This window comes from Streptomyces sp. NPDC030840 (assembly GCF_055572015.1).
On the sequence record NZ_JBVIEE010000018.1, the window covers coordinates 115,523 to 137,000 of the forward strand.

The 21,478-nt window shown below is 72.0% G+C and carries 19 protein-coding genes; 11 read left to right on the plus strand and 8 right to left on the minus strand.

Annotation, left to right across the window (positions count from 1 at the left end; genetic code table 11):
* Positions 1–144: 144 nt before the first annotated feature.
* The 6 genes from ACZ49J_RS31675 (at position 145) to ACZ49J_RS31700 (ending at position 5,883) form a co-directional block, all read left to right on the plus strand.
* Positions 145–948, plus strand: a complete 804-nt coding sequence (locus tag ACZ49J_RS31675; protein WP_467453975.1) for a LysR family transcriptional regulator — start codon at positions 145–147, stop codon at positions 946–948.
* A gap of 399 nt (positions 949–1,347) precedes the next feature.
* Positions 1,348–2,340, plus strand: a complete 993-nt coding sequence (gene dhaK / locus ACZ49J_RS31680; protein WP_467453974.1) for a dihydroxyacetone kinase subunit DhaK — start codon at positions 1,348–1,350, stop codon at positions 2,338–2,340.
* 76 nt (positions 2,341–2,416) lie between these two features.
* Positions 2,417–3,025 carry a dihydroxyacetone kinase subunit DhaL gene (gene dhaL / locus ACZ49J_RS31685; protein WP_467453973.1) on the plus strand — a complete coding sequence of 203 codons (609 nt, stop codon included), beginning with the start codon at positions 2,417–2,419 and terminating at the stop codon, positions 3,023–3,025.
* A gap of 4 nt (positions 3,026–3,029) precedes the next feature.
* Positions 3,030–3,452, plus strand: coding sequence for a PTS-dependent dihydroxyacetone kinase phosphotransferase subunit DhaM (locus ACZ49J_RS31690; protein WP_467454083.1), 423 nt, complete (start codon positions 3,030–3,032; stop codon positions 3,450–3,452).
* A gap of 716 nt (positions 3,453–4,168) precedes the next feature.
* Positions 4,169–5,131, plus strand: coding sequence for a fibronectin type III domain-containing protein (locus ACZ49J_RS31695; RefSeq protein WP_467453972.1), 963 nt, complete (start codon positions 4,169–4,171; stop codon positions 5,129–5,131).
* A 182-nt stretch (positions 5,132–5,313) separates the two neighbouring features.
* Positions 5,314–5,883: a hypothetical protein gene (locus ACZ49J_RS31700; RefSeq protein WP_467453971.1), complete on the plus strand. Its 570-nt coding sequence runs from the start codon at positions 5,314–5,316 to the stop codon at positions 5,881–5,883.
* 14 nt (positions 5,884–5,897) lie between these two features.
* On the opposite strand, the gene ACZ49J_RS31705 is transcribed toward ACZ49J_RS31700, so the two are convergent.
* The 6 genes from ACZ49J_RS31705 to ACZ49J_RS31730 form a co-directional block, all read right to left on the minus strand.
* The gene (locus tag ACZ49J_RS31705) at positions 5,898–6,452 is read right to left on the minus strand and encodes a PadR family transcriptional regulator (RefSeq protein WP_467453969.1); all 555 of its coding nucleotides are present in this window, start codon (positions 6,450–6,452) and stop codon (positions 5,898–5,900) included.
* A gap of 40 nt (positions 6,453–6,492) precedes the next feature.
* Positions 6,493–8,508 (minus strand): oxidoreductase, encoded by a 2,016-nt coding sequence (locus tag ACZ49J_RS31710; RefSeq protein ID WP_467453967.1) that lies wholly within the window; start codon positions 8,506–8,508, stop codon positions 6,493–6,495.
* A 110-nt stretch (positions 8,509–8,618) separates the two neighbouring features.
* Positions 8,619–9,407, minus strand: a complete 789-nt coding sequence (locus tag ACZ49J_RS31715; RefSeq protein WP_467453966.1) for a putative protein N(5)-glutamine methyltransferase — start codon at positions 9,405–9,407, stop codon at positions 8,619–8,621.
* Positions 9,408–9,609: 202 nt separating this feature from the next.
* Positions 9,610–10,371 carry a GNAT family N-acetyltransferase gene (locus ACZ49J_RS31720; protein ID WP_467454082.1) on the minus strand — a complete coding sequence of 254 codons (762 nt, stop codon included), beginning with the start codon at positions 10,369–10,371 and terminating at the stop codon, positions 9,610–9,612.
* A 5-nt stretch (positions 10,372–10,376) separates the two neighbouring features.
* Positions 10,377–11,297 carry an NADP-dependent oxidoreductase gene (locus ACZ49J_RS31725; protein ID WP_467453965.1) on the minus strand — a complete coding sequence of 307 codons (921 nt, stop codon included), beginning with the start codon at positions 11,295–11,297 and terminating at the stop codon, positions 10,377–10,379.
* A gap of 163 nt (positions 11,298–11,460) precedes the next feature.
* Positions 11,461–12,357, minus strand: coding sequence for a universal stress protein (locus ACZ49J_RS31730; RefSeq protein ID WP_467453964.1), 897 nt, complete (start codon positions 12,355–12,357; stop codon positions 11,461–11,463).
* 375 nt (positions 12,358–12,732) lie between these two features.
* On the opposite strand from ACZ49J_RS31730, the gene ACZ49J_RS31735 reads away from it, so the two are divergent.
* The 4 genes from ACZ49J_RS31735 (at position 12,733) to ACZ49J_RS31750 (ending at position 16,907) form a co-directional block, all read left to right on the plus strand.
* Positions 12,733–13,317 (plus strand): Rv1733c family protein, encoded by a 585-nt coding sequence (locus ACZ49J_RS31735; RefSeq protein ID WP_467453963.1) that lies wholly within the window; start codon positions 12,733–12,735, stop codon positions 13,315–13,317.
* A gap of 468 nt (positions 13,318–13,785) precedes the next feature.
* Positions 13,786–14,211 (plus strand): DUF485 domain-containing protein, encoded by a 426-nt coding sequence (locus ACZ49J_RS31740; RefSeq protein ID WP_468351083.1) that lies wholly within the window; start codon positions 13,786–13,788, stop codon positions 14,209–14,211.
* On the plus strand, positions 14,205–15,815 hold the full coding sequence (locus ACZ49J_RS31745; RefSeq protein ID WP_467453960.1) for a sodium/solute symporter: 1,611 nt from the start codon (positions 14,205–14,207) through the stop codon (positions 15,813–15,815). Before ACZ49J_RS31740 ends, ACZ49J_RS31745 begins: the two co-directional genes overlap by 7 nt.
* Positions 15,816–15,938: 123 nt before the next feature.
* Positions 15,939–16,907, plus strand: a complete 969-nt coding sequence (locus tag ACZ49J_RS31750; protein ID WP_467453959.1) for an acetylxylan esterase — start codon at positions 15,939–15,941, stop codon at positions 16,905–16,907.
* A 72-nt stretch (positions 16,908–16,979) separates the two neighbouring features.
* Here the strand turns inward: ACZ49J_RS31750 and ACZ49J_RS31755 are convergent, their stop codons facing one another.
* Positions 16,980–17,732, minus strand: coding sequence for a class I SAM-dependent methyltransferase (locus ACZ49J_RS31755; protein ID WP_467453958.1), 753 nt, complete (start codon positions 17,730–17,732; stop codon positions 16,980–16,982).
* Between the two features lie 75 nt (positions 17,733–17,807).
* Here ACZ49J_RS31755 and ACZ49J_RS31760 point away from each other — a divergent pair, with 75 nt between their 5' ends.
* Complete coding sequence (locus ACZ49J_RS31760) at positions 17,808–19,394, plus strand: alpha-amylase family glycosyl hydrolase (protein ID WP_467453957.1); 1,587 nt, start codon at positions 17,808–17,810, stop codon at positions 19,392–19,394.
* A 46-nt stretch (positions 19,395–19,440) separates the two neighbouring features.
* On the opposite strand, the gene ACZ49J_RS31765 is transcribed toward ACZ49J_RS31760, so the two are convergent.
* A complete protein-coding gene (locus ACZ49J_RS31765) occupies positions 19,441–21,267 on the minus strand; it encodes an alkaline phosphatase family protein (protein WP_467453955.1) in 1,827 nt (608 codons plus the stop codon).
* Positions 21,268–21,478 lie beyond the last annotated feature (211 nt).

The following is a 21,478-nucleotide window of genomic DNA, read 5'->3' on the forward strand; positions in this document are numbered from 1 at the left end:
GCGCTGATCGCGATCGGACGGCAAGGAGGTGGAGGGAGTGGCGTCGCGAGAATGCTATCGTTAGCACAGACATAGGGCTCCCTCGCGACGTCGGCGGGAAGCCGGACGCCGTTTCCAGGGAGCTTGAAGGCAGGGAGTGCCGCGATGGAGCTGCGCTGGCTGACGTCGTACGTGGCGGTCGCCGAGGACCTGCACTTCGGGCGCGCCGCCGACCGGCTGCATCTCGCCCCGTCCACGCTCAGCGCGCAGATCAAGGCACTGGAGACCGAGCTCGGCGTGCGGCTCATCGACCGCGGCCGCCGCTCCCGGCCGCGGCTGACCGCCGCCGGCGAGCTGTTCCTGGAAGAGGCCCGGCTCACCCTGGCGCAGGTGGCGAGGGCGGAGGCCGTGGACCGCAGGGCGGGTCGCGGCGAACTCGGCGGGGCGGAGATCGCCTACGTGGCCTCCGCCGCCTTCTCCGGTGTCCTCACCCGGGTCCTGGCCGACTGCGCGCGGCACGACGAGGACGTGACGATCAGGGTGCGGGAGCTGGAGACCCCGGCCCAGCTGGAGGCGCTGGCCTCCGGCCGGGTCGACGTGGGATTCCTGCGCTGGCGGCCGGAGTACCCGCCGGACCTCACGGCGGTCGGCCTGCTGCTGGAGGACATGGTCCTCGCCCTCCCGGAGGAGCACCGGCTGGCCGGGCTCGACGCCGTACCGGCGGCCGAGCTGGCCGAGGGCACGCACGGCACTTCGCGCACTACGCGATCGCGGGCGGGCAGGTCCTCGACGTCGTCGCCGTCGCCCGTGCCGGGGGCCTCGTCGAAAAGTCCCGGAGTGCCACGGCCACGGTCGAAGTTCCACGCCGAATTCGCCGGCTGTGTCGCGCGGCTGATGACCCCGGCTCCACCGGCGCAGAGGCGCCCGGTCCGGCAGCGCACCCTTGCTGAGCACCGGCCGGCCTTGTGACCACCACACCGAGGAGTTCCTCCTGGCCGCTTGGACGGTGCTCCGCCCAACTCCGGTCACGGGCAGGGACAGCCGCCGAGCGACTGACGAGCCACCTCGGCTCTCGCTGACACACCACACCGCTTGCGCGGCCGGGGCACGCCCGACCCCGTCCCCCCACGTGACCTTCGCTGCCTCAAGGTCGATACTGCCGACAGCAGCGCTTCAACCCACCGATGTCCACACAGCAGGGGATCGTGACGATCCGTCACCGAAGTCAGCGACAGGTCGGGCGCCCCTACCGCCGAAATCGTTTCCGAACCACCACCGAAACGTCAAGATCGAGAACTGGCCCCGCCCACTCTGACCAGCGATAATAGGGGCCAGTGGGCCATCTGCCACTCTCCCCAGGAGGTACCCATGAAGATGCTCATCAACGTCGCGGAGACGGTCGTCGCGGACGCGCTCCGCGGGCTGGCGGCGGCGCACCCCGAGCTGACCGTGGATGTCGACAACCGGGTGATCGTGCGACGGGACGCTCCGGTGGCCGGGAAGGTGGCGCTGGTCTCGGGTGGAGGCTCGGGACACGAGCCGTTGCACGGTGGGTTCGTGGGGCCGGGCATGCTGTCCGCGGCTTGCCCCGGTGAGGTGTTCACCTCGCCCGTGCCGGACCAGATGGTGCGGGCGGCGGCCGCGGTGGACAGCGGCGCGGGCGTGCTGTTCATCGTGAAGAACTACACCGGTGACGTACTCAACTTCGACATGGCGGCGGAGCTCGCCGAGGACGAGGGCATCCAGATCGCCAAGGTGCTCGTCAACGACGACGTCGCCGTGACCGACAGTCTCTACACCGCGGGACGGCGCGGCACCGGTGCCACCCTGTACGTGGAGAAGATCGCCGGAGCCGCCGCCGAGGAGGGGCAGCCCCTGGAGCGCGTCGAGTCGCTGGCACGCCAGGTCAACGAGAACTCCCGCACCTTCGGTGTCGCACTCAGCGCCTGTACGACCCCCGCCAAGGGCAGCCCCACCTTCGACCTCCCCGCCGGAGAACTGGAGTTGGGCATCGGCATCCACGGCGAGCCGGGGCGCGAGCGGCGCGCGATGATGACCTCCGGCGAGATCGCCGACTTCGCGGTGAACGCCATCCTGGAGGACATGAACCCGCGCAACCCGGTGTTGCTCCTCGTCAACGGAATGGGCGCCACCCCGCTGCTGGAGCTGTACGGCTTCAACGCCGAGGTACAGCGCGCGCTCACCGAGCGCGGAGTGGCCGTGGCGCGCACCCTCGTCGGCAACTACGTCACCTCGCTCGACATGGCGGGCGCGTCGGTGACGTTGTGTCAGGTCGACGAGGAGTTGCTGCGGTTGTACGACGCGCCGGTGAAGACGCCGGGGCTGCGGTGGGGTGTCTGAGCGGCGCCCACGCAGCCGCCGGCAGTCGCGCCCCAACTCGTTCAGCGCATCAGCTTTCATAAGGCAAGGAGATTCCGTGCTCGACGCCGACTTCTTCCGCCGTTGGATGACGGCCACCGCGGCTGCCGTGGACCGCGAGGCCGAGCGGCTCACCGCCCTCGACTCGCCGATCGGGGACGCCGACCACGGCAGCAATCTGCAGCGCGGGTTCACCGCCGTGGTGGCCGCACTGGAGAAGGAGTCCCCCGGGACGCCGGGCGCGGTCCTGGTGCTCGCCGGGCGGCAGCTGATCTCGACGGTGGGCGGCGCCTCCGGCCCGCTGTACGGCACGCTGCTGCGCCGTACCGGCAAGGCGCTCGGGGACGCTGCCGAGGTCACCGAGGAGCAGCTCACGGACGCGCTGCGCACGGGTGTCGACGCGGTGATGTCGCTCGGCGGTGCCGCCCCCGGCGACAAGACCATGGTCGACGCGCTGGTGCCGGCCGTCGACGCGCTCAGCGAGTCGTTCGCCGCGGCGCGGGCCGCCGCGGAGCAGGGGGCCGAGGCGACGACACCGCTGCAGGCCCGCAAGGGCCGGGCCAGCTACCTGGGTGAGCGGAGCATCGGGCATCAGGATCCCGGTGCCACGTCCAGTGCGCTGCTGATCGCGACACTCGTCGAGGCGGCGGAGGCTGCCGGTGAGTGACGCCATGGACGCCACGGACGCCGCGGGCACTCTGGTCGGCATCGTTCTCGTCTCGCACAGCGCCGCCGTCGCGTCCTCGGTCGCCGAGCTGGCGAAGGGCCTCGCGGGCGGCGGCCCCACCGCCCCCGTCGCCCCGGCGGGCGGCACCCCGGACGGCGGACTGGGCACGAGCCCCGAGCTGGTGTCGGCGGCGGCCGCCGCCGTGGACCGCGGCGCCGGAGTCGCGGTCCTGACCGACCTCGGCAGCGCCGTCCTCACCGTGAAGGCCCTGCTCGCCGAGGGCGACGAGCTGCCCGCGGGCACGCGCCTGATCGACGCCCCCTTCGTCGAGGGCGCGGTCGCCGCGGTCGTCACGGCCTCTGCGGGCGCGGACCTCGCGACCGTGGAGGCGGCGGCCACGGAGGCGTACTCGTACCGGAAGGAGTGACCCGGCCCGTGTGCGTGCCGGAGCCGCCGAGGGCGGGCTCCGGCGTCCGGCCGCGGCACGTCACCCTCCCCTGAACGCGCACGGCGTTTCGCCGCCGGGCGCACCCGGCTTCACTTCTGCCCCACCAGTTTCCGCACCAGCGCCTCCCCTCGGACTCGTCCAGCCTGCAACAGGTCGGTGACCCTGACCCCCTCGAACCCGACAAACGGCCGTGCGTGCGCCTCGGCGGACACCGTTCACGAGGGCGATCAGGGTGGCACCACCTAGGCCGGCACCAGCGACCGGGCACGCACGATGGGGCCCCTCGTCGGGGACATTGAAACGATCATCCGCACGCGGTGAAGCAAGGTCACGGCGCGAGGCGGTGCGGCGCGTCGGGATGAAGCACGGCCTCACCGTGGTGCACCCGTGCGGCCGAGCGCCCGGTCCGTTGCGGGCCGGGCGCTCGGCCACTGGCCTCGGCGCGGGATCAGCGACGACAGCGGGCCGCGCCGGGCAGCGTGAAGCGTCCTCGGACGAGGGCTAGTTCACGCCGCGTCAGAGCCTCAGCATACGTAGTCGTTGTCCCGATCCGGCGCAATGGTCGCGCGCGTGACCATCCGCCATCGGCCAGGTGAGCGACAGCTCGACGTCACAGCCCCCACTCCCTTGACGAGGACATGCAAAAGGCTGCCCAATAGGTACAGACCAATCCGCAGTCCGGGGAGGGCAGAGCCGTGCGTCGCGTTGCTGTGCTGGTGCTCTGTGGCTCGCTGTGCCTCGCCGTGGCGTGCACCCGGGACGAGGAGCCCGAAGGCCGCCCGCCCGGCGCGCCCGCCGGGGTCACCGCCGCGGCGGGCAGCGCCACCAGCGTGCACGTCATGTGGAACAGGGCGCCCGGGAAGCCGGAGGTCGCCGGGTACGAGGTGTATCGCGGCACCACGAAGGTGAAGGACGTGCCCGGCGGGGACCACATGGTGGACGTCACCGGACTCGAGCCGTCCACCACGTACGTGTTCACGGTCCGTGCGCGGGGCGGCGGAGGCGAGCTGGGACCGCCCAGCCCACGGGTGCGGGCCACGACGCCCGCCGCGGTCGCCGCCGACAGCAGGGCGCCGAGCCGGCCGGAGCGCCCGAGGGGCACGGTGGCCGGCAGCCGGGCGGTTCACCTGTCCTGGAGGAGGTCGGCGGACGACCGGGGTGTGGTCTCGTACGACATCCTGCAGGGCGGCTCGAAGGTGCACAGTGTGGGCGGTGCGCAGACCGCGACCGTGGTGACGGGGTTGCGGCCGGGCACGCGCTACGTGTTCTCCGTGCGGGCCAGGGACGCGGCGGACAACGTCTCGCCTGCGAGCGAGGCCGTGCGGCTCACGACCCCACCGGGAGCGGACGACGGCCGGGGCACGTCGCCCACCCGGTTCCGCGCGACGGCGCGGCGCACCGACGGGGCGTACTACATCGACCTGGCCTGGGTCCCGCCGCGTGCCGACGGGGTGATCACGGAGTACGAGGTCCACGTCGACGGGCAGGTCGCCACCTCGCTCGTCTGGGGTGGCACGGCGCCCCAGGACCGCGCCGAGTACGGCTTCTACGTGGGGCGCGAGGCCGGAGTGACGCACCGGGTGCGGATCAGGGCGAGACTTCCGGACGGAGAGTGGGGCGGCTTCTCGGCGGAGCGCACCGTGACCACGGGGCGATGAGTCCCTGAAGGCGCGCGGGGGCGGAGGTTCCCTCGGAGGAAGGAATCCGTCACCTGGCCGGGGGCGGTCCGCATGCGGCAGGGGCCGGGGGCACGTTGGCTGCCTCAGAGGGGGCACGGGGTTTCCCGATCCTCGGCGGCGCAAGGGACGTACCGCCAACCGTGCCGCCGGAGGGCAGTCCTATGCGCACCATTCAGCCACTCGTCCGCTCCTGCCTGACGGCGACCGCCGCCGCGGCGCTGCCGCTCGCCCTGGCCGCTCCGGCGCATGCCGCGCCGGGGATCTCGGTGAGCACCACCGGCTCCAACGTCACGGTCACCACCAGTGCGTGTCCCACCCAGGACGCCAACGGCGCGTTCGGCCGTGCCTCGCTGCTGGCCGGCGGACAGACGAGCTTCGCCCAGGGACGCCAGGCGACGCTGTCGGGGTCGAGTACCACCCAGTCCGCCGCCTGGGGCAACGTCAGTCCCGGCACCTACACCGTGATCGTGATCTGCAACAACGGCACCACGGCCGGCACGCAGTCCATCATCGTCTCCGGCACGCCCACGCCCACCCGCACACCCACGCCCACACCCACGCGCACCATCTCCGCGACGGCCTCACCCTCGCGCGGGGTCATGGGCGGTTTCGGCGGGGCCGCCAAGGACTACGGCACCCTCACGCTGGTGGGCGGCGGCGTCATGGTGGTCACGGGCCTGGGGGCGACGGTCTGGTACCTGCGCCGCCGGGCCAAGCCGCACCGCCTGTGACTCCTGGCGCGAACCTATGAGGAGCCCTCGGGCGCGAGCAGGCGCTCGAACTCCTCCAGGGCGTGGGTCAGCCACCGCGTCCAGAACGTCTCCAGGTCGATGCCCGCCCTCAGGATCAGATGCTGCAGACGGTCCTGCGGCGCGTCCCTGCCGGGTCCGAAGTCGCGCCGCTGGATCTCCTCGTACTCCTCCAACTGCCGTTTGTGCAGGGCAAGATGACGGCGCAGGTCGTGCTCGATGCCCGTTGTGCCGACCACTGCCGAGGCGCGCAGCCTCAGCAGCAGGGTGTCCCGCAGCGGCTTGGGGTCCTGGGAGGCGGCGGTCCAGCGGGCCAGCTCGGCACGGCCCGCGGGCAGCACCTCGTAACTCTTCTTCTGCCCGCGCGACGGCTGCTCGGCCGGAAGAGCCCGGATGTAGCCCTCGTTCTCCAGTCTTCCCAGCTCGCGATAGATCTGCTGGTGCGTCGCCGACCAGAAGTAGCCGATCGACCTGTCGAACCGTCGGGTCAACTCGAGCCCCGACGACGGCTTCTCGAGCAGAGCGGTGAGGATCGCGTGCGGGAGTGACATGAGCTCATCCTAGGTACGGCCGAGGGCGGCCCGAGGACGCCTAGAGCACCGCCGCCAGCTCGGTGCCCTGCTTGATGGCGCGCTTGGCGTCCAGTTCGGCTACCACGTCCGCGCCGCCGATGAGATGCGCGCTGCGGCCCGCGGCGACCAGGGCCTCGTACAGGTCCCGTCGTGGCTCCTGCCCCGTGCAGAGCACGACCGTGTCGACGGGGAGGACCTGACGGACACCGTCGACCGTGACATGCAGTCCGGCGTCGTCGATCAGGTCGTACTGGACGCCCGGGACCATGACGACCCCGCGGTGCTTGAGCTCGGTGCGGTGGATCCAGCCCGTCGTCCTGCCCAGCCCGGCGCCGACCTTGGTGGTCTTGCGCTGCAGGAGGTGCACGGAGCGCGGCGGGGTGGGCCGCTCGGGGGCGGCGAGGCCGCCGGGTGCGCGGTAGTCCATGTCGACGCCCCACTGCCGGAAGTACGCCGCCGGGTCCTCGCTCGCCTTGTCCCCGCCGTCGGTGAGGTACTCGGCGACGTCGAAGCCGATGCCGCCCGCGCCGAGGACCGCGACCCGTTCGCCCACCGGCGCGCCGTCGCGCAGGACGTCGAGGTAGCCGAGGACGCTCGGGTGGTCGACGCCGGGAATGTCGGGCGTACGCGGGGTGACACCGGTGGCGACGACGACCTCGTCGTACGAGGTGAGGTCGTCCGCGGTGACGTAGGCGCCCAGCCGCACCTCCACACCGCGCAGTTCCAGCTGAGCCCGGAAGTACCGCAGCGTCTCGTCGAACTCCTGCTTGCCGGGAACCTTGCGCGCGACGTTCAGCTGGCCCCCGATCTCCTGCGCGCCGTCGAGGAGCGTGACGTCGTGGCCGCGTTCGGCGGCGGAGACCGCGCAGGCGAGTCCGGCGGGACCGGCGCCGACGACGGCGATCCGCTTGCGACGCCGGGTCGGGGAGAGGACCAGTTCCGTCTCGTGGCAGGCGCGCGGATTGACCAGGCAGGAGGTGATCTGCCCGCTGAAGGTGTGGTCGAGGCAGGCCTGGTTGCAGCCGATGCAGGTGTTGATGGTGTCGGAGCGGCCGTCACGCGCCTTGGCGACGAAGTCGGGGTCGGCGAGCATGGGCCGGGCCAGCGACACCATGTCGGCGTGTCCCTCGGCGAGCAACTGCTCGGCGAGTTCGGGGGTGTTGATGCGGTTGGTGGTGACGAGCGGGACCGAGACGGCGCCCATGACCTTCTTCGTCACCCAGGCGTAGGCACCGCGCGGAACGGACGTGGCGATGGTGGGGATACGGGCCTCGTGCCAGCCGATGCCCGTGTTGATGATCGTCGCCCCGGCGGCCTCCACGGCCCTGGCGAGCGTGATCACCTCTTCGAGCGTGGAGCCGCCGGGCACCAGATCGAGCATCGACAGGCGGTAGACGACGATGAAGTCCTCGCCGACCGCCTCGCGCACCCGGCGCACGATCTCGACGGGGAAGCGCGTGCGGTTCTCGTACGAGCCGCCCCAGCGGTCCTCGCGCTGATTGGTCTGCCGGGCGGTGAACTCGTTGATCAGATAGCCCTCGGAGCCCATGATCTCGACGCCGTCGTAACCGGCCCGCCGCGCGAGCCGGGCCGTCCGCGCGTAGTCGTCGATGGTCTGCTCCACCTCGGCGTCGGTGAGGGCATGCGGCACGTAGGGGCTGATCGGCGCCTGGAGGGCGCTCGGGGCGACCAGGTCGCGGTGGTAGGCGTAGCGCCCGAAGTGCAGGATCTGCAGCGCGATCCTGCCGCCTTCGCGGTGCACGGCATCGGTGATCCGCCGGTGCTGCTCGGCCTCCGCGTCGGTGGTGAGCTTGGCGCCGCCCTCGTACGGCCGGCCCGCCTCGTTGGGCGCGATACCGCCGGTGACGATGAGGCCCACTCCCCCGCGCGCCCGGGCCGCGTAGAACTCCGCCATGCGCTCGAAGCCCCGCTCCGCCTCCTCCAGACCGATGTGCATGGAGCCCATGAGAACGCGGTTGGGCAGTGTGGTGAAGCCCAGGTCCAGGGGCTGAAGCAGGTGTGGGTAACGGTTCATCGGGCCCTCCGTGCGCGGCGTCGTCCGGACCGTTGTAGACGACGCCACGCGGTTTTTGCAATTAGTTGCACAATGGATGAGGGCAAGCCCACACCCGGCAGAGGGCGTCGCTAGCCGAGCCCCGGGGTTCTGGTGCCGATCACCACGTGGGCGTCCCACTCCTCCGACACCGCGAGGCGTGTGCTCAGCCCCCCGCGGGCGAGGGTCTCCACGGCGACGGGTGCCTGCCGTGCGCTCGTCTCGACGAGCAGGTGGCCGCCGGGCGCCAGCCAGCGGGACGCTTCGGCCGCGACCCGGCGCAGGATGTCGAGCCCGTCCGCACCCCCGTCCAGCGCGACCCACGGCTCGTGGTCGCGGGCCTCCGTCGGCAGGAGGGGGACCTCGCCGGTGGGGACGTACGGGACGTTCGCCGCGAGGAGGTCGACGCGGCCGAGCAGGGTGTCGGGCAGGGCGGCGAAGAGATCGCCCTCATGGACCTGCCCCCCGAAGGGGGCGACGTTGCGGCGGGCGCATCGCACCGCCGTCGGCTCGATGTCGGCGGCGTGCAGCACGGCGCCGTCGAGGGACGCGGCCAGCGCCGCCCCGACCGCGCCCGAGCCGCAGCACAGGTCCACGACGACGGACGCGCCGGGCGCCGCGGCCAGCGCCTGTTCGACGAGGAACTCGGTACGGCGGCGGGGTACGAACACGCCGGGTTCGACGGTGATGCGCAGCCCCCGGAACCGGGCCCAGCCGACGACGTGTTCGAGGGGGAGACCCGCGATGCGCCGTTCCAGCATGGCGGCGACCTCGTCGGGGGTGCGGGCGGTGGAAAGGATCAACTCCGCCTCGTCCTCTGCGAAGACGCAGCCCGCGGAGCGAAGCGCGGTGACGACGGCGGGAGTCGAGAGAAAACGCATGAAAGCCGAGAGCCTTTCGGTGGGCCGAAGGGTGCTCTGGGCGGTGACCGGTGTCAGCGCACCGTGCCGCTTCGAGGTGAGAGCACCCGACCTGACACAGCGGTGATGATTCCCACCTCCCCCGAAGACGTGACGACTGGCCGTCCACAGTACCCCACGGGCGCCCACCACCACTCCCATTTGGCTGACGGCCCGTCACGCCTCACCTCCCGACCGCCACGCGCTCCTCCCGCCCTTCGGTCACGGGCACGCGCACCGCCCTGAAACGGGTGGTGCGACGCAGCCGGAAGCCCAGCGCCTCGTACAGCCGTATGGCGCCGGTGTTGTCCGCACCGGTGTGGAGGAACGGGCTCTCGCCGCGCTCGCGGATGCCCTGGGCCACGGCGCGGATCAGCCGGGTCGCGAGGCCCTCGCCGCGGAAGTCCGGGTCGGTGCACACCGCGCTGATCTCGGTCCAGCCGGGCGGGTGCAGCCTCTCCCCCGCCATCGCGACGAGAGCGCCGCCTCTGCGTATCCCGAGGTAGGTGCCGAGTTCGACGGTGCGGGGCAGGAACGGGCCGGGCCTCGTGCGTGCGACCAGGTCGAGCATGTCGGGTACGTCGGCGGGGCCGAGCCGTACGGCCTCCGGGTCGGGGGCGGCGTCGGCACCGTCGCCGACGAGCTGGACACCGTCGAGGCTGAACGTCACGTCCCAGCCGTCCGGCAGCGCCCCGTGGAAGCCGGCCAGCGCGACCTCCGCGCCGGGGCCCGCCAGCGCCGCCACGTCCGCCCAGTCGGCGGCGTCGGGCTCGTCGGGCAGGGCCAGCCACGGGGACACGTCGGCGGGGTAGCGCAGGATCCGTCCGCGCCGCTCGGCGAAACGGGCGTGGGGGCCGGTCAGAGCGGTCAGTGCGGGGTTGTCCAGGACATGGGTCGCGGGGGCCGCGCCCGTACGGCCCATACCGCCCATATGACTCCGACTCATACGGCTCATGCGCCGACCTCGATCACGATCTTGCCCCGGGCGTGGCCCTCCTCGACCGTGCGCAGTGCTTCGGCGGCCCTGTCGAGGGGGAACGTCCGCGTCACGTGGGGCCGCAGACTGCCGCCGGTGACCAGTTTCGCCACCTCGTCCAGCACGGCGGCCGTACGGGCACGGGCGACGGGCGCCCCACCGAGCCGTCCCACGATGTCCTTGCCCCCAGCGGTGATCAGCTTGGTGCGGTCGCCCAACAACGCGGCCGCCGACTCCAGGACCGCGCCGCCGACCAGGTCGTAGACCGCGTCCACGCCGTCCGGCGCCGCGGCGCGTACGCCCGTCACGAAGCCGGGACCCGAGGCCACGTGCACGGCGCCCAGGGACTCGACGAACACCTTCTTGCCCTCGCTCGCCACACCGATGACCTTCGCTCCGAAGGCCCGGGCGATCTGCACGGCGGCCACGCCTACGCCGCCGCCCGCGCCGGTGACGACGAGGGTGGCACCGGCGGGCAGGTCCAGCTGGCGGACGCCGTCGTAGGCGGTCGCCGCCGCGACGGGCAGGGCGGCGGCGTCCGTGAAGGAGATCTCCGCCGGCTTGTGGGCGGTCACGGCGACGGGCAGCAGCGCGTACTCGGCGTATCCGCCGGCGACCGGGTTGCCGAACACCTCGTCACCGACAGCGAATCCCGTCACGTCCGGACCCACCCGCTCCACGACCCCGGCGACCTCGTTGCCGAACACGGCCGGCAGCTCCCGGGCGCTCTGGCCGGGACGGGCGTAGCCGCCGCGCTGCTTGAAGTCGACGGGGTTGACGCCGGCCGCGCGCACCGCGACGAGCAGTTCCCCGGGGCCGGGGCTCGGCTTGTCCTGCTCGACCAGGGCCTCCACCTCCGGGCCTCCGTACCGCGTGAAGACGTACGCCTTGGGCATGGGTTCGCACACTCTCCTTCACTGTCACCGGGTCACCGGTCGCGCCGCGGGCCACCGGGCCCGCACCTTGCGCCAAGGAAGATCGCGCGCCGGCTATTCCCGCGGGCCGGAGGGCCACGCCCCGCAAACGGTCAGCGTGGGACGTGTACGCCGAAGCGTGAGGTCAGTCGTACGGCACCACCGCTACGGGGCACGCGACGTGCTGGATCACGGAGCGCGCAGCGCGGCCCAGGCCCGCCCCGGTGGGCGGACGGCGGCCGATGACCAGGAGCCCGGCCCCGGCGCAGGCCCGCAGGAGGTGCGGGCCGGGATGCGCCTGGACCACCTCTTCGGAGACGGGTGTCGCGGGGTACTTCTCCCGCCACGGCTGGAGGATGCCGGTCAGGACCCGGCGCCGGTCGGCGGCGTGCTGCGCCGTGTCCCCGGGCAGCGGGACCGCCGGTGTGCGGCCGCCGACCGGCGGTGACGTCCAGGCGTGGACCACGTGCAGGGGTGCCGAGCGGATGGCGGCCGCGTCGAAGGCGTACGCGATGAGGTCGTCGGCCGGGCGGTCCGGGGCAGGGCCCCCGCCCCGTCCCGGGGCCCGGTCCACCTCCAGGCCAAGGTCCAGGCCGAGGACGACCGGCAGGTAGGGGGCCTGGTGCGGTGGGGTGCCGTCGAGCGCGGGCTGTCGTTCGTCCTCCGGCTGCCCTCCGGCGCGCACCACCACGACCGGTCGTTCGGCGCGCGACGCGACGGCCAGGGCGACCGACCCGGTGAGGAACCCGGTGATGCCGGTGGATGCGCGGGAGCCGAGGACCAGCGCCTGCGCCTCCGCGGCCGCCTCGATCAGCGCCGGGACGGCGGGGGCAGCGGTGCGGCGGACGACGATGGGCAACGCCGGGTGGGCGAAGGCCAGTTGGACGGCCGCGTGGTCCAGCACGGACGGATCGCTCCCCGCGTGCAGCAGCCGCAGCGGGAGACGGCGGCGCCCGGCCTCGCGGGCGGCCCAGTCGGCGGCTTGGAGGCCCTCGGCCGAGCCGTCGACGCCCGCGGTGATGGGACGGGTGCCCGGGTTCATGACTTCTGCCTTTCGCGTGGCCGGCGCATGCCTCGCGCGTGGTCCCGCCGGCCGTCGAGGGCTCGCGGGACCGCTACGGGTCCGCGTTTCGGGGGAACGCGGCTGGGAACTCCGGCGGCAGAGGAGAACCGCGGGAGCTGCCGTTGTCGGACGGCCGTGCTCCCGTCGGCGTACAGGCCCGGGTGCCGGGCCGCCCCCGGCCGGGGTGCGACGGCCTGTGAACCGGTGCGTGCCGGGCCGGGGCCGCGCGATCACGGGTCATGAGGGCTCCTCCTCGGTTCACCGGATGGAGGGCGAGTTCCACAGGGGGTGCGGATCAGTCGCTGGAGGGGTGCTCGGCCGGTCGTAGGAGGCCGTCGGCAGAAGGAGATGGAGATGCGAACCCGGGTGCGCGGCTGGCGCTGGCGCCCCAATCCGCTGCGCCGGCGCTCGGACGTGGTCGAGGCGTGGACGGCTCTCGTCGTCGCGGTCCTGCTCGTCGTGGGCGCGCCCCTGGCCGGGGTGGCCGCGGGTTCCTGGGCCCATGCCACCGCGCGGGCCGAAGCCGCGGATCAGCGGGCGGGGCTGCACCGGGTGCGTGCCGTACTGGTGGCGGACGCCCCGGCCGCCGCCCCCACCGCGCACGGCGGCAGGCAGCCCACCTACGCCGTGAAGGCCCGCTGGACGGATCCGCGTGAGGGCACCCGGACCGGGCCGGCGCGGGTGTCGGCGGGCGCCCGGAGCGGGGAATCCGCTCATGTGTGGCTGGACGGCCGCGGCCGCAGCGTCGACCCTCCGCCGACGAGCGAGGCGATCTGGCAGCACGCGACGGCGTTCGGGGCGTGCACCACGGCCGGCGCAGTCGCCCTCGTTCTCGCCGCGAACCTGCTGGTCCGCCGGATCGCCCTGCGGCACCGGCTGGCCGAGTGGGAGCGGGAGTGGGCACGCACCGGACCCGAGTGGGGGCGTCGCCGGGCCTGAGCCCGAGGCCTTCGCCAGGCCTGGGACGGGGACCGTCGCCGGGCCTGGGACCGAGGCTTTCGCAAGGCCGGGGACCGGGACCGTGGGCGGACCGGCGGAAAGCGGGCCGAGGCCGGTTCCCTGATCTCCGCGCCCTCCCAACTCACCTTGGGTGGACGGCGGTTGCTGGCGATCACGACTGTCCGTACGCTGTGGGTCACGCTGACGGCACCGAGGACGCCATCCGTCTTCTCGGAACAGCCATGGGTCACGCGCTTTCGGGTGCTCCAACGTCCGTATCTGAAGAGGCGCGTTTTCCATTCAGCGAGGCTGTTGATACTTGAATGGCCGCACTGCCATACTCCGGTTTCCCCCTCCCCCCCACGATCCGCACGAATACGTGGCGCCGCAGGCAGTCGGGACCCCACGCGGGCTTTTCCCGGCGCGGCGGAGTCACGTGCGTGACATAAGGCAGCGAAGAAGGTGCTTGTGTCCCAACACCACCCACCCCATGGTGGTTATGCCCCGCCTCCTCCCACTCCCCCCACCGGCTGGGAACCGACCGGCCCGCAGGCAATTCACCACGACCCGGAATTCGGCTCACTGCGGCGCGCATATCGCTCGTTCGGCGCGACAGCGGTCCTGCTGTCGGTTGGCGGATTTCTTTCGTACGTCCTGTTGTCGAGTTTCGCTCCGTCCCTGATGAACCAGCGGTTGCTGGGTGAACTCACCGTCGGACTGACGCTCGGACTCGTCCAGTTCGTTGTCATGGGTGTCGCGGCGTGGCGCCATGTGCTGCACATGCGTGACCGGGTCGACCCGATCGTCATCCGGCTGCGCGCCCAGCAGCGCGAGCGTGAGCGCGAGCAGCGGCAGACCCGTGCCACGGCCGGAAGGCGGTTCCGCGCATGGTGACGCAACTGGCGGCCGTCGTCGACCAGTTCAGCCTGCGGCTGACCTTCATCCTGTTCGTGTCCGTGGTCGTGGTCACCCTTTTCACGGCCTTGCTGACGGCCCCGCAGCGCGACGAGATCAGCGAGTTCTACCTCGGCAACCGCGACATGACGCCGTTGCGCAACGGGCTCGCGATGTGCGGTGCCTACCTGTCGGCCGCGACGCTGCTGGGCAGTACGGGACGAGTCGCGCTGAACGGGTACGACGGCCTGCTCTACCTGGGCGGCACGGTGGTCGCCTGGATGATGGTGCTCCTGGTCATCGCCGAACCCCTGCGCAACTCCGGCAAGTACACCCTGGGCGACACGCTGGCTCTGCGACTGCCGGACGGACAGCGGCAGGTCCGGCTGGCGCTCTCCCTGTGCACGCTCGCCGTGTGCCTTCTCTACCTGGTGGCCCAACTCGTGGGCAGCATCGCCCTGTTGACGCAGTTCATCGGCGATCCCACCGGGACGACGCGTACGATGTGCGTGGTGGTCATCGGCTCCATGGTCGTGGTGTACGCGGCGATCGGCGGCATGCCGGGCGCCACGTTCCTCCAGATCGTCAAGGCCGTGATGCTGGTCGCCGGGGTGGCGGTCACCGCCGTCATGGTGCTGCATCACTTCAGCTGGAACATCGACGACCTGCTGTCGGCCGCCGCCGACAACAGCGCCCTGGGCGGGCGCTTCCTTGAGCCCGGTCTGCAGTACGGCGGGACCACCACCAACAAGCTGGACTTCTTCAGTCTGCAACTGGCCATCGTGCTCGGGCTCGCCGCGCTGCCGCACGTCATGATGCGCCTGCTCGCCCCGCGCACCAACCGCGTCCTGCGCGGCTCGGTGGTGTGGTCCGTGGGGCTGGTCGGCTTCGTCTGCCTGATGGCGGGCGTGCTGGGCCTGGGCGCCACCGCGATCGTGGGCCGCGAGAACATCGCGGAGATCGACCCCAGGGGCGACGCGACCGTCCTGCTGCTCTCGCACAAGCTCGGCGGCGCCGTGCTCGAAGCGCTCCTGTCCAGCCTCGCCTTCATCACGCTGCTCGCCGTGGCGGCCGGACTCACGCTCGCGGCGGCCACCTCGCTGGCTCACGACCTCTACGGCGAAGTGATCCGCAAGGGGAAGGCGAAGCAGACGGAGGAGCTGGGTGTCGCCCGGCTCGCAGCGGTCGTCATCGGTGTCATGGGCATGCTGCTGGCCCTGCTGTCGTGGGGAACGAGCACGGCCACGCTGGCGTTCCTCGCCTTCGCGATCGCCGCCTCCGCCATCCTGCCGACGATCGTCTACGGCCTCTTCTGGCGCGGCTTCACCGCACGCGGCGCGCTGCTCAGCCTGTACGGCGGGCTGCTCTGCTCGGTGCTCCTCGTGGTGTTCTCCCCGATCATCTCCTCCCAGCCCACCTCGGTCTATCCGGACGCCGACTTCGCCTGGTTCCCGCTGCAGAACCCCGGCATCGTGTCCATCCCCGCGGGCTTCCTGCTGGGCTGGATCGGCTCCCTGGCCGACGGGCGCACACCCGCCACGGCCACCGACACCACGTTCGAGGAGTTCGAGGTCCGCGCTCTGGTCGGCACCGACCAGAAGTGACCGGACAGCGGCGATGACCCGAGGTCAGGGGTGACCGGAACGGATCGCCCGGCCCTGGCGGCCCGCGGCGATCACATCGTACGGTGTGATCAACCGCACCCCTGACCTCGAAGGTGGTCATACATGGCCCTGTTCGACCTGCCCCTGGACGAGCTTCGTGGTTATCGAAGCGCTTCACCGGAGCCGGAGGACTTCGACGCGTTCTGGGCGAAAACGCTCCAGGAGGCACGCGCCCACGACCTCGGCGCACGCTTCGAACCGGTCGAGACCCATCTGAAGACGGTCAAGGTGTACGACGTCACCTTCGCCGGGTTCGGCGGGCACCCGGTGAAGGGCTGGCTGGTCCTGCCGGCGGGGGCGGACACCCCTCTTCCCGCGGTCGTCGAGTTCATCGGGTACGGCGGCGGCCGGGGTCTCGCCCACACGCACCTGCTGTGGGCCTCGGCGGGCTACGCGCACTTCGTGATGGACACCCGCGGCCAGGGCAGCGGATGGGGCGGGGGCGGCGACACTCCCGACCCGGTGGGCGGCGCCCCCTCGTACCCCGGTTTCATGACGCGGGGGATCGACGCTCCCGAGAACTACTACTACCGGCGGGTGTACACGGACGCCGTTCGCGCCGTGGAGACGGCCCGGTCCCACCCGCTGGTCGACGCCGCGAGGACGGCGGTCTCCGGCGGCAGCCAGGGCGGCGGCATCTCCATCGCGGTCGGCGGCCTGGTGCCCGATCTGGCCGCCGTCGCCCCCGACGTGCCCTTCCTGTGCGACTTCCCGCGCTCGACGACGCTGACGGACCGTGACCCGTACCGGGAAGTCGGCAACTACCTCAAGACCCACCGCGGCCGCACCGAGCAGGTCCAGCGCACGCTCTCCTACTTCGACGGCGTCCACTTCGCCGCGCGCGGCCGGGCGCCCGCCCTGTTCTCGGCGGCCCTGGAGGACCAGACCTGCCCGCCGTCGACGGTCTTCGCGGCCTTCAACGCCTGGGCGCACAGCGACAGGCACATCGAGGTGTACGACTTCAACGACCATGAGGGCGGCGGCCCTTACCAGGAAGCGGCCAAGCTGGAGTGGCTGGCCTCACGCCTCTGAGGGACACGGGCACCGCACACGGACGGCCGGGGCCGCTCGCCCGGCACTTCGTCCAGCGCGGCGAAAAGAGGATCAAGCCGGGTACGAGGAGCCGTCCCGGCGCGTCGCCACGACCATCCGGCAGCGCGGGCTCCCGTCACGCCGCCGCCCGAACTCGGGCAGCGCGTACAGCTCGACATCGAAACCGGCCCGTTCCAGCTCGCGCCGTACCTCCCCCAGCCGGAACGGCCGGTAGTACATGACGAACGGCGGGCGCCACACCGCGTTGCGCACCCGCATCGCCGTGTCGAAGCCCAGCAGGGCCCAGTACCAGGGGGAACTCGGCGGCGCGGGCGCCGGCAGCGGGAACGCGAAGCGTCCGCCCGGCCGCAGCACGGAGTGGACCTGCCCGAACAGCTCCGGGAACTCGCGCGGGAGGAAGTGCCCGAACGCCCCGAAGCTCACGACCAGGTCGAAGGCGGACCCGAAGGGCAGGGCCAGGGCGTCGCCGCGCACCCAGGCGACACGGGGCCCGGGCTCCGCGGGACGTGGTGTCCGCTCCCTCCCCACCGCCAGCATGCCCGCGCTGAAGTCGACCCCGGTCGCGCTCTCGCGGCACACCGCGCGCAGGACGCCCATGCCCGCGCCGGTGCCGCAGCACAGGTCGAGCCCGTGGTCGAACGGCCCCATGGCGGACAGCGCCCGCTCCACGGCGTCCAGGACCGAGTCCGGCGTACGGAAGGGGGTGTGATCGAACTTGGGCGCGAGCAGGTCGTATCCGCGCTCGACAGAGGAGAGCGCCTGAACAGCCAGTTCGCGGAGGCTGGGGCCCTGCGGAGTGAACATCGCCTTCAGCTTAGACGCCGGCGGCCTTCGGTTCAGGGGCAGCCCACGATCAGGGAGGCCACCTATCGTGACAGCATGACTTCGTTCCGTCCCGCCCCCGCCTGGCTGGCAGACGCCGTCTTCTACCAGATCTACCCGCAGTCGTTCGCCGACTCGAACGGCGACGGCGTCGGAGACTTCAACGGCATCGCCGAGCACCTGGACCATCTGGCCTGGCTGGGCGTCAACACCGTGTGGCTCAACCCGTGCTTCGTCTCGCCGTTCCGCGACGCCGGGTACGACGTCTCCGACTACCTGAACGTCGCGCCCCGCTACGGCTCGAACGACGACCTCGCCAAACTCGTCGACGAGGCCCGCCGCCACCGCATCCGCGTCCTGCTCGACCTCGTGGCAGGGCACACCTCCGACGCGCACCCGTGGTTCACGGCGTCCGCGAACGACCCTGACGACCACCGCTACATCTGGGCACCCGAGGGCTGCCCCGACGGCTTCGTCCCCTCCCCCGGCAGCCGGCCCGGCGCGTACCTGCCGAACTTCTTCGACTCGCAGCCGGCCCTCAACTTCGGCTACGCGCGCCATAACCCGGCCGAACCGTGGCGCCGGCCGGTGGACGACGACGGCCCGCGCGCGAACCGCGAGGCTCTCCGCTCGGTCATGGACCACTGGCTGCGCCTCGGTGTCTCGGGCTTCCGCGTCGACATGGCCGCCTCCCTCGTCAAGGACGACCCGGACCGCGGCGAGACCGCCAGGATCTGGTCGGAGCTGCGCCGGTGGCTGGACACCGCGCACCCGGAGGCCGTCCTGCTGTCGGAGTGGGGCGAGCCCGAGGTCTCCGTCCCGGCGGGATTCCACGCGGACTTCTTCCTCCAGTTCGGCGGGCCCACCGACGGCCTCGCCCTGCGCTCCCTGTGGAGCAACGGCGAGGGCACCGTCAACGAGGACTGGGACCCGCTCGACTGCTTCTTCGACCCCGGCGGCAGGGGCTCGCCCCGCCCGTTCGTCGAGGCGTGGCAGCAGGCGTCCACCGCCGTCGGCACCAGCGGGTTCATCTCCCTGCCGACCGCCAACCACGACTTCTCCCGCCTCCACTGCGGCCCGCGCACCGCGGAACAGCTCCCCGCCGCCTTCGCCTTCCAGCTCACCTGGCCCACGCTCCCGGCCATCTACTACGGCGACGAGATCGGCATGCGCTACCTCGAGCACCTGCCCGACAAGGAGGGCAGCGTCCTCGGCCCCCGCTACAACAGGGCCGGCTCGCGCACGCCGATGCAGTGGGACAACACCGAGAACGCCGGCTTCTCCACGGCTCCCGCCGACCGCCTCTACCTGCCGGTCGACCCGGCTCCCGACCGCCCGACCGTCGCCGCCCAGCACGCCGACGAGGGCTCCCTCCTCCACCTGGTCCGCCGCCTCGTCCACCTGCGCGGCACCACCCCCGAGCTGGGCTCCGGCGGCTCGGTGGAGGTGCTGCACGCGGGCTACCCGTTCGTGTACGTCCGGGGCGGGCGGTACCTGGTGGTGGTCAACCCGCAGCGGAACGAGGCGCGTTGGGCGTACGACCCCGCCGCCGCACGCCCCGTGGAGGTGTCGGGCGTGAACCTCGACCGCGGCGGGATCACCGCCCACGGCTTCGGGTACGGGATCTTCGAACTGGGCCAGTGAACGGGCGACCTGCGCGCGCACCAGGCGCCCGGGCAAGGACACGAGGTCACGGGGTGGCACCGTTCCGCGGGCCGTACGCCGTGAGGAAGCGGTCGCGGAAGCGGTCCATCCGCCACACGGGGGCCTCGTTCGTGGGCTTCAGCCCGTCCGTCCAGCCCCAGCCGGAGATCCGGTCGAGAACCTTCCGGTCGTGGGCGACGATGCTGATGGGTACGTCGTGGTCGGCGCCGTTTCCGCTGACGCGGGCCATGGGCTGGTGGTCGCCGAGGAAGACGAGCACGGTGTCCTTGCTGCCGTACCGCTCCACGAACTCGGTGAGGCTGCGCACCGAGTACTGGATGGACCTGCCGTACTCCTGCTTGACCTTGGTGCCGTCGGAGAAGACGTCCGCGGGATCCTTGCCCGCCTTCTGGATGGGCTTGTAGACCGAGCCGTCGCCGACCTGGTCCCAACCGATCATCCTGGGCAGGGGTGCCCACGGCTGGTGGCTGGACGTCAGGATGATCTGCGACATCAGCGGCTTGTCGCGCTTCTTGCCGTGCTCCAGACGCTGGAAGGCGGTCAGGGCGTACTGGTCGGGCATGGTCGACCAGCTGAACTTCGGGCCGCGGTAGCCGAGGTCGCGGGCGTCGTAGACCTGGTCGAGTCCGTAGAACCTGCCCTCGGGCCAGTTGTACTGGACGCCCGGCACGATGCCGACGGTGCGCCAGGCTCCCGTGCGGTGGAAGGCACCAGGGAGGGTCAGCCGCTCGCCGGCGGTGACGGTGCGGTAGCGATCCTGGTTGTCGATCCACAGACCGCTCAGGAACGTGGAGTGACCGAGCCAGCTGCTGCCGCCGTACGTCGCGGAGGTGAGCCAGCCGCTCTTCGCCGAGAACCCGGCCTTGCGCAGGCCGTCGGTGGCGGCGTCGAGGGTCGCGTCCACGCCGGGTGCGATGGCGGGGTCCTGGATGGCGGCGCGGCCGTAGCTCTCGACGAAGGCGAAGATGACGTCCTTGCCGCGCAGGCCGGTCAGCAGTTGGTCGGGCGGTACGTCGGCGAAGGCGTCCTTCCTGGCCTCCTTCGCGAACGCGGCCTCGTCCCGCAGGGTCGCCTTGACCCGTGCGGCGCGGTCCTGGAGCAGGCCGATCGTGTTGTTGGTGGCGACCGGTGTGGTGCCGATGAGCTGCAGGCCGAGGGCCGAGCAGGTGATCCACACGGTTCCGGCGACGATCGTGGCCCGGCTCGCCGTGTGCCGGTCGCGGTGCAGGAGGTCGACGAGCCGGACGACCGACAGCGTCATCACGGCGAGCAGGGCGAGAACGAGGGCCATTACCCCGATCACGGCGCCCAGCGCGCCCGCGCCGCCGAGCGTGTCCTTGAGGTACGACTCGGCGTCGTCGAACAGCCCCCAGTCGAGCACCACGTTGAATCCGCGCCCGAGGAACATGTTGAAACCGATGTCCAGCAGCTTGAGGATCACCAGCAACCCGAGCCCCACCCCGGTGAGCACCGCCACGACGCGTCTGGGCCGCCTTGGCAGCACCAGGAGCAGAGCCGAGAGGAGGATCGGCTCCACCGGTATCCGAAGGAAGCTCCTCGCCTCGAAGTACTTGAGGTTCCCCGGCAGCAGCAGTGCCAGGAACACGAGCGCGGCGGCCGCCAGGGTGACCGTCCACCACAGGACCCGTGCGGCTGCGGGGTACATGACCCGCCGGCCGCGAGGGGTGCGGGAGCCGGCTTCGCCGGAGGTCCCGGCCACAACCGCCTCGGCGGGAGCGTCGACGGTGAGCGGCTCTTCGAGCGAGCCGTCGCCGTCCGTGTCGCCCTCGCCGGCCTTGTCGGTCTTCTCGTTCCTGCCCGGCAGCTGGTGAAAGCGCGTGAAGAGCGACACCCCGAGTGTCCTTCCGGTGCGAAGCGCGGTGGTGGCGCGGCGGTCCGGGTCAGGCGCCCTGGCCGCCGCCCTCCCCTGTACGTCCCGCAAACGGCTCCGGTTCAACGCACACAACAAAGCCAGCCAGTGTTTTCTCGCAGGTCAAGTGCGGTCCAAGCCCGGTTCAAGCACCACCCATGTGCCGCCCGGCGGACGCCCGTCCGGCAGCTCC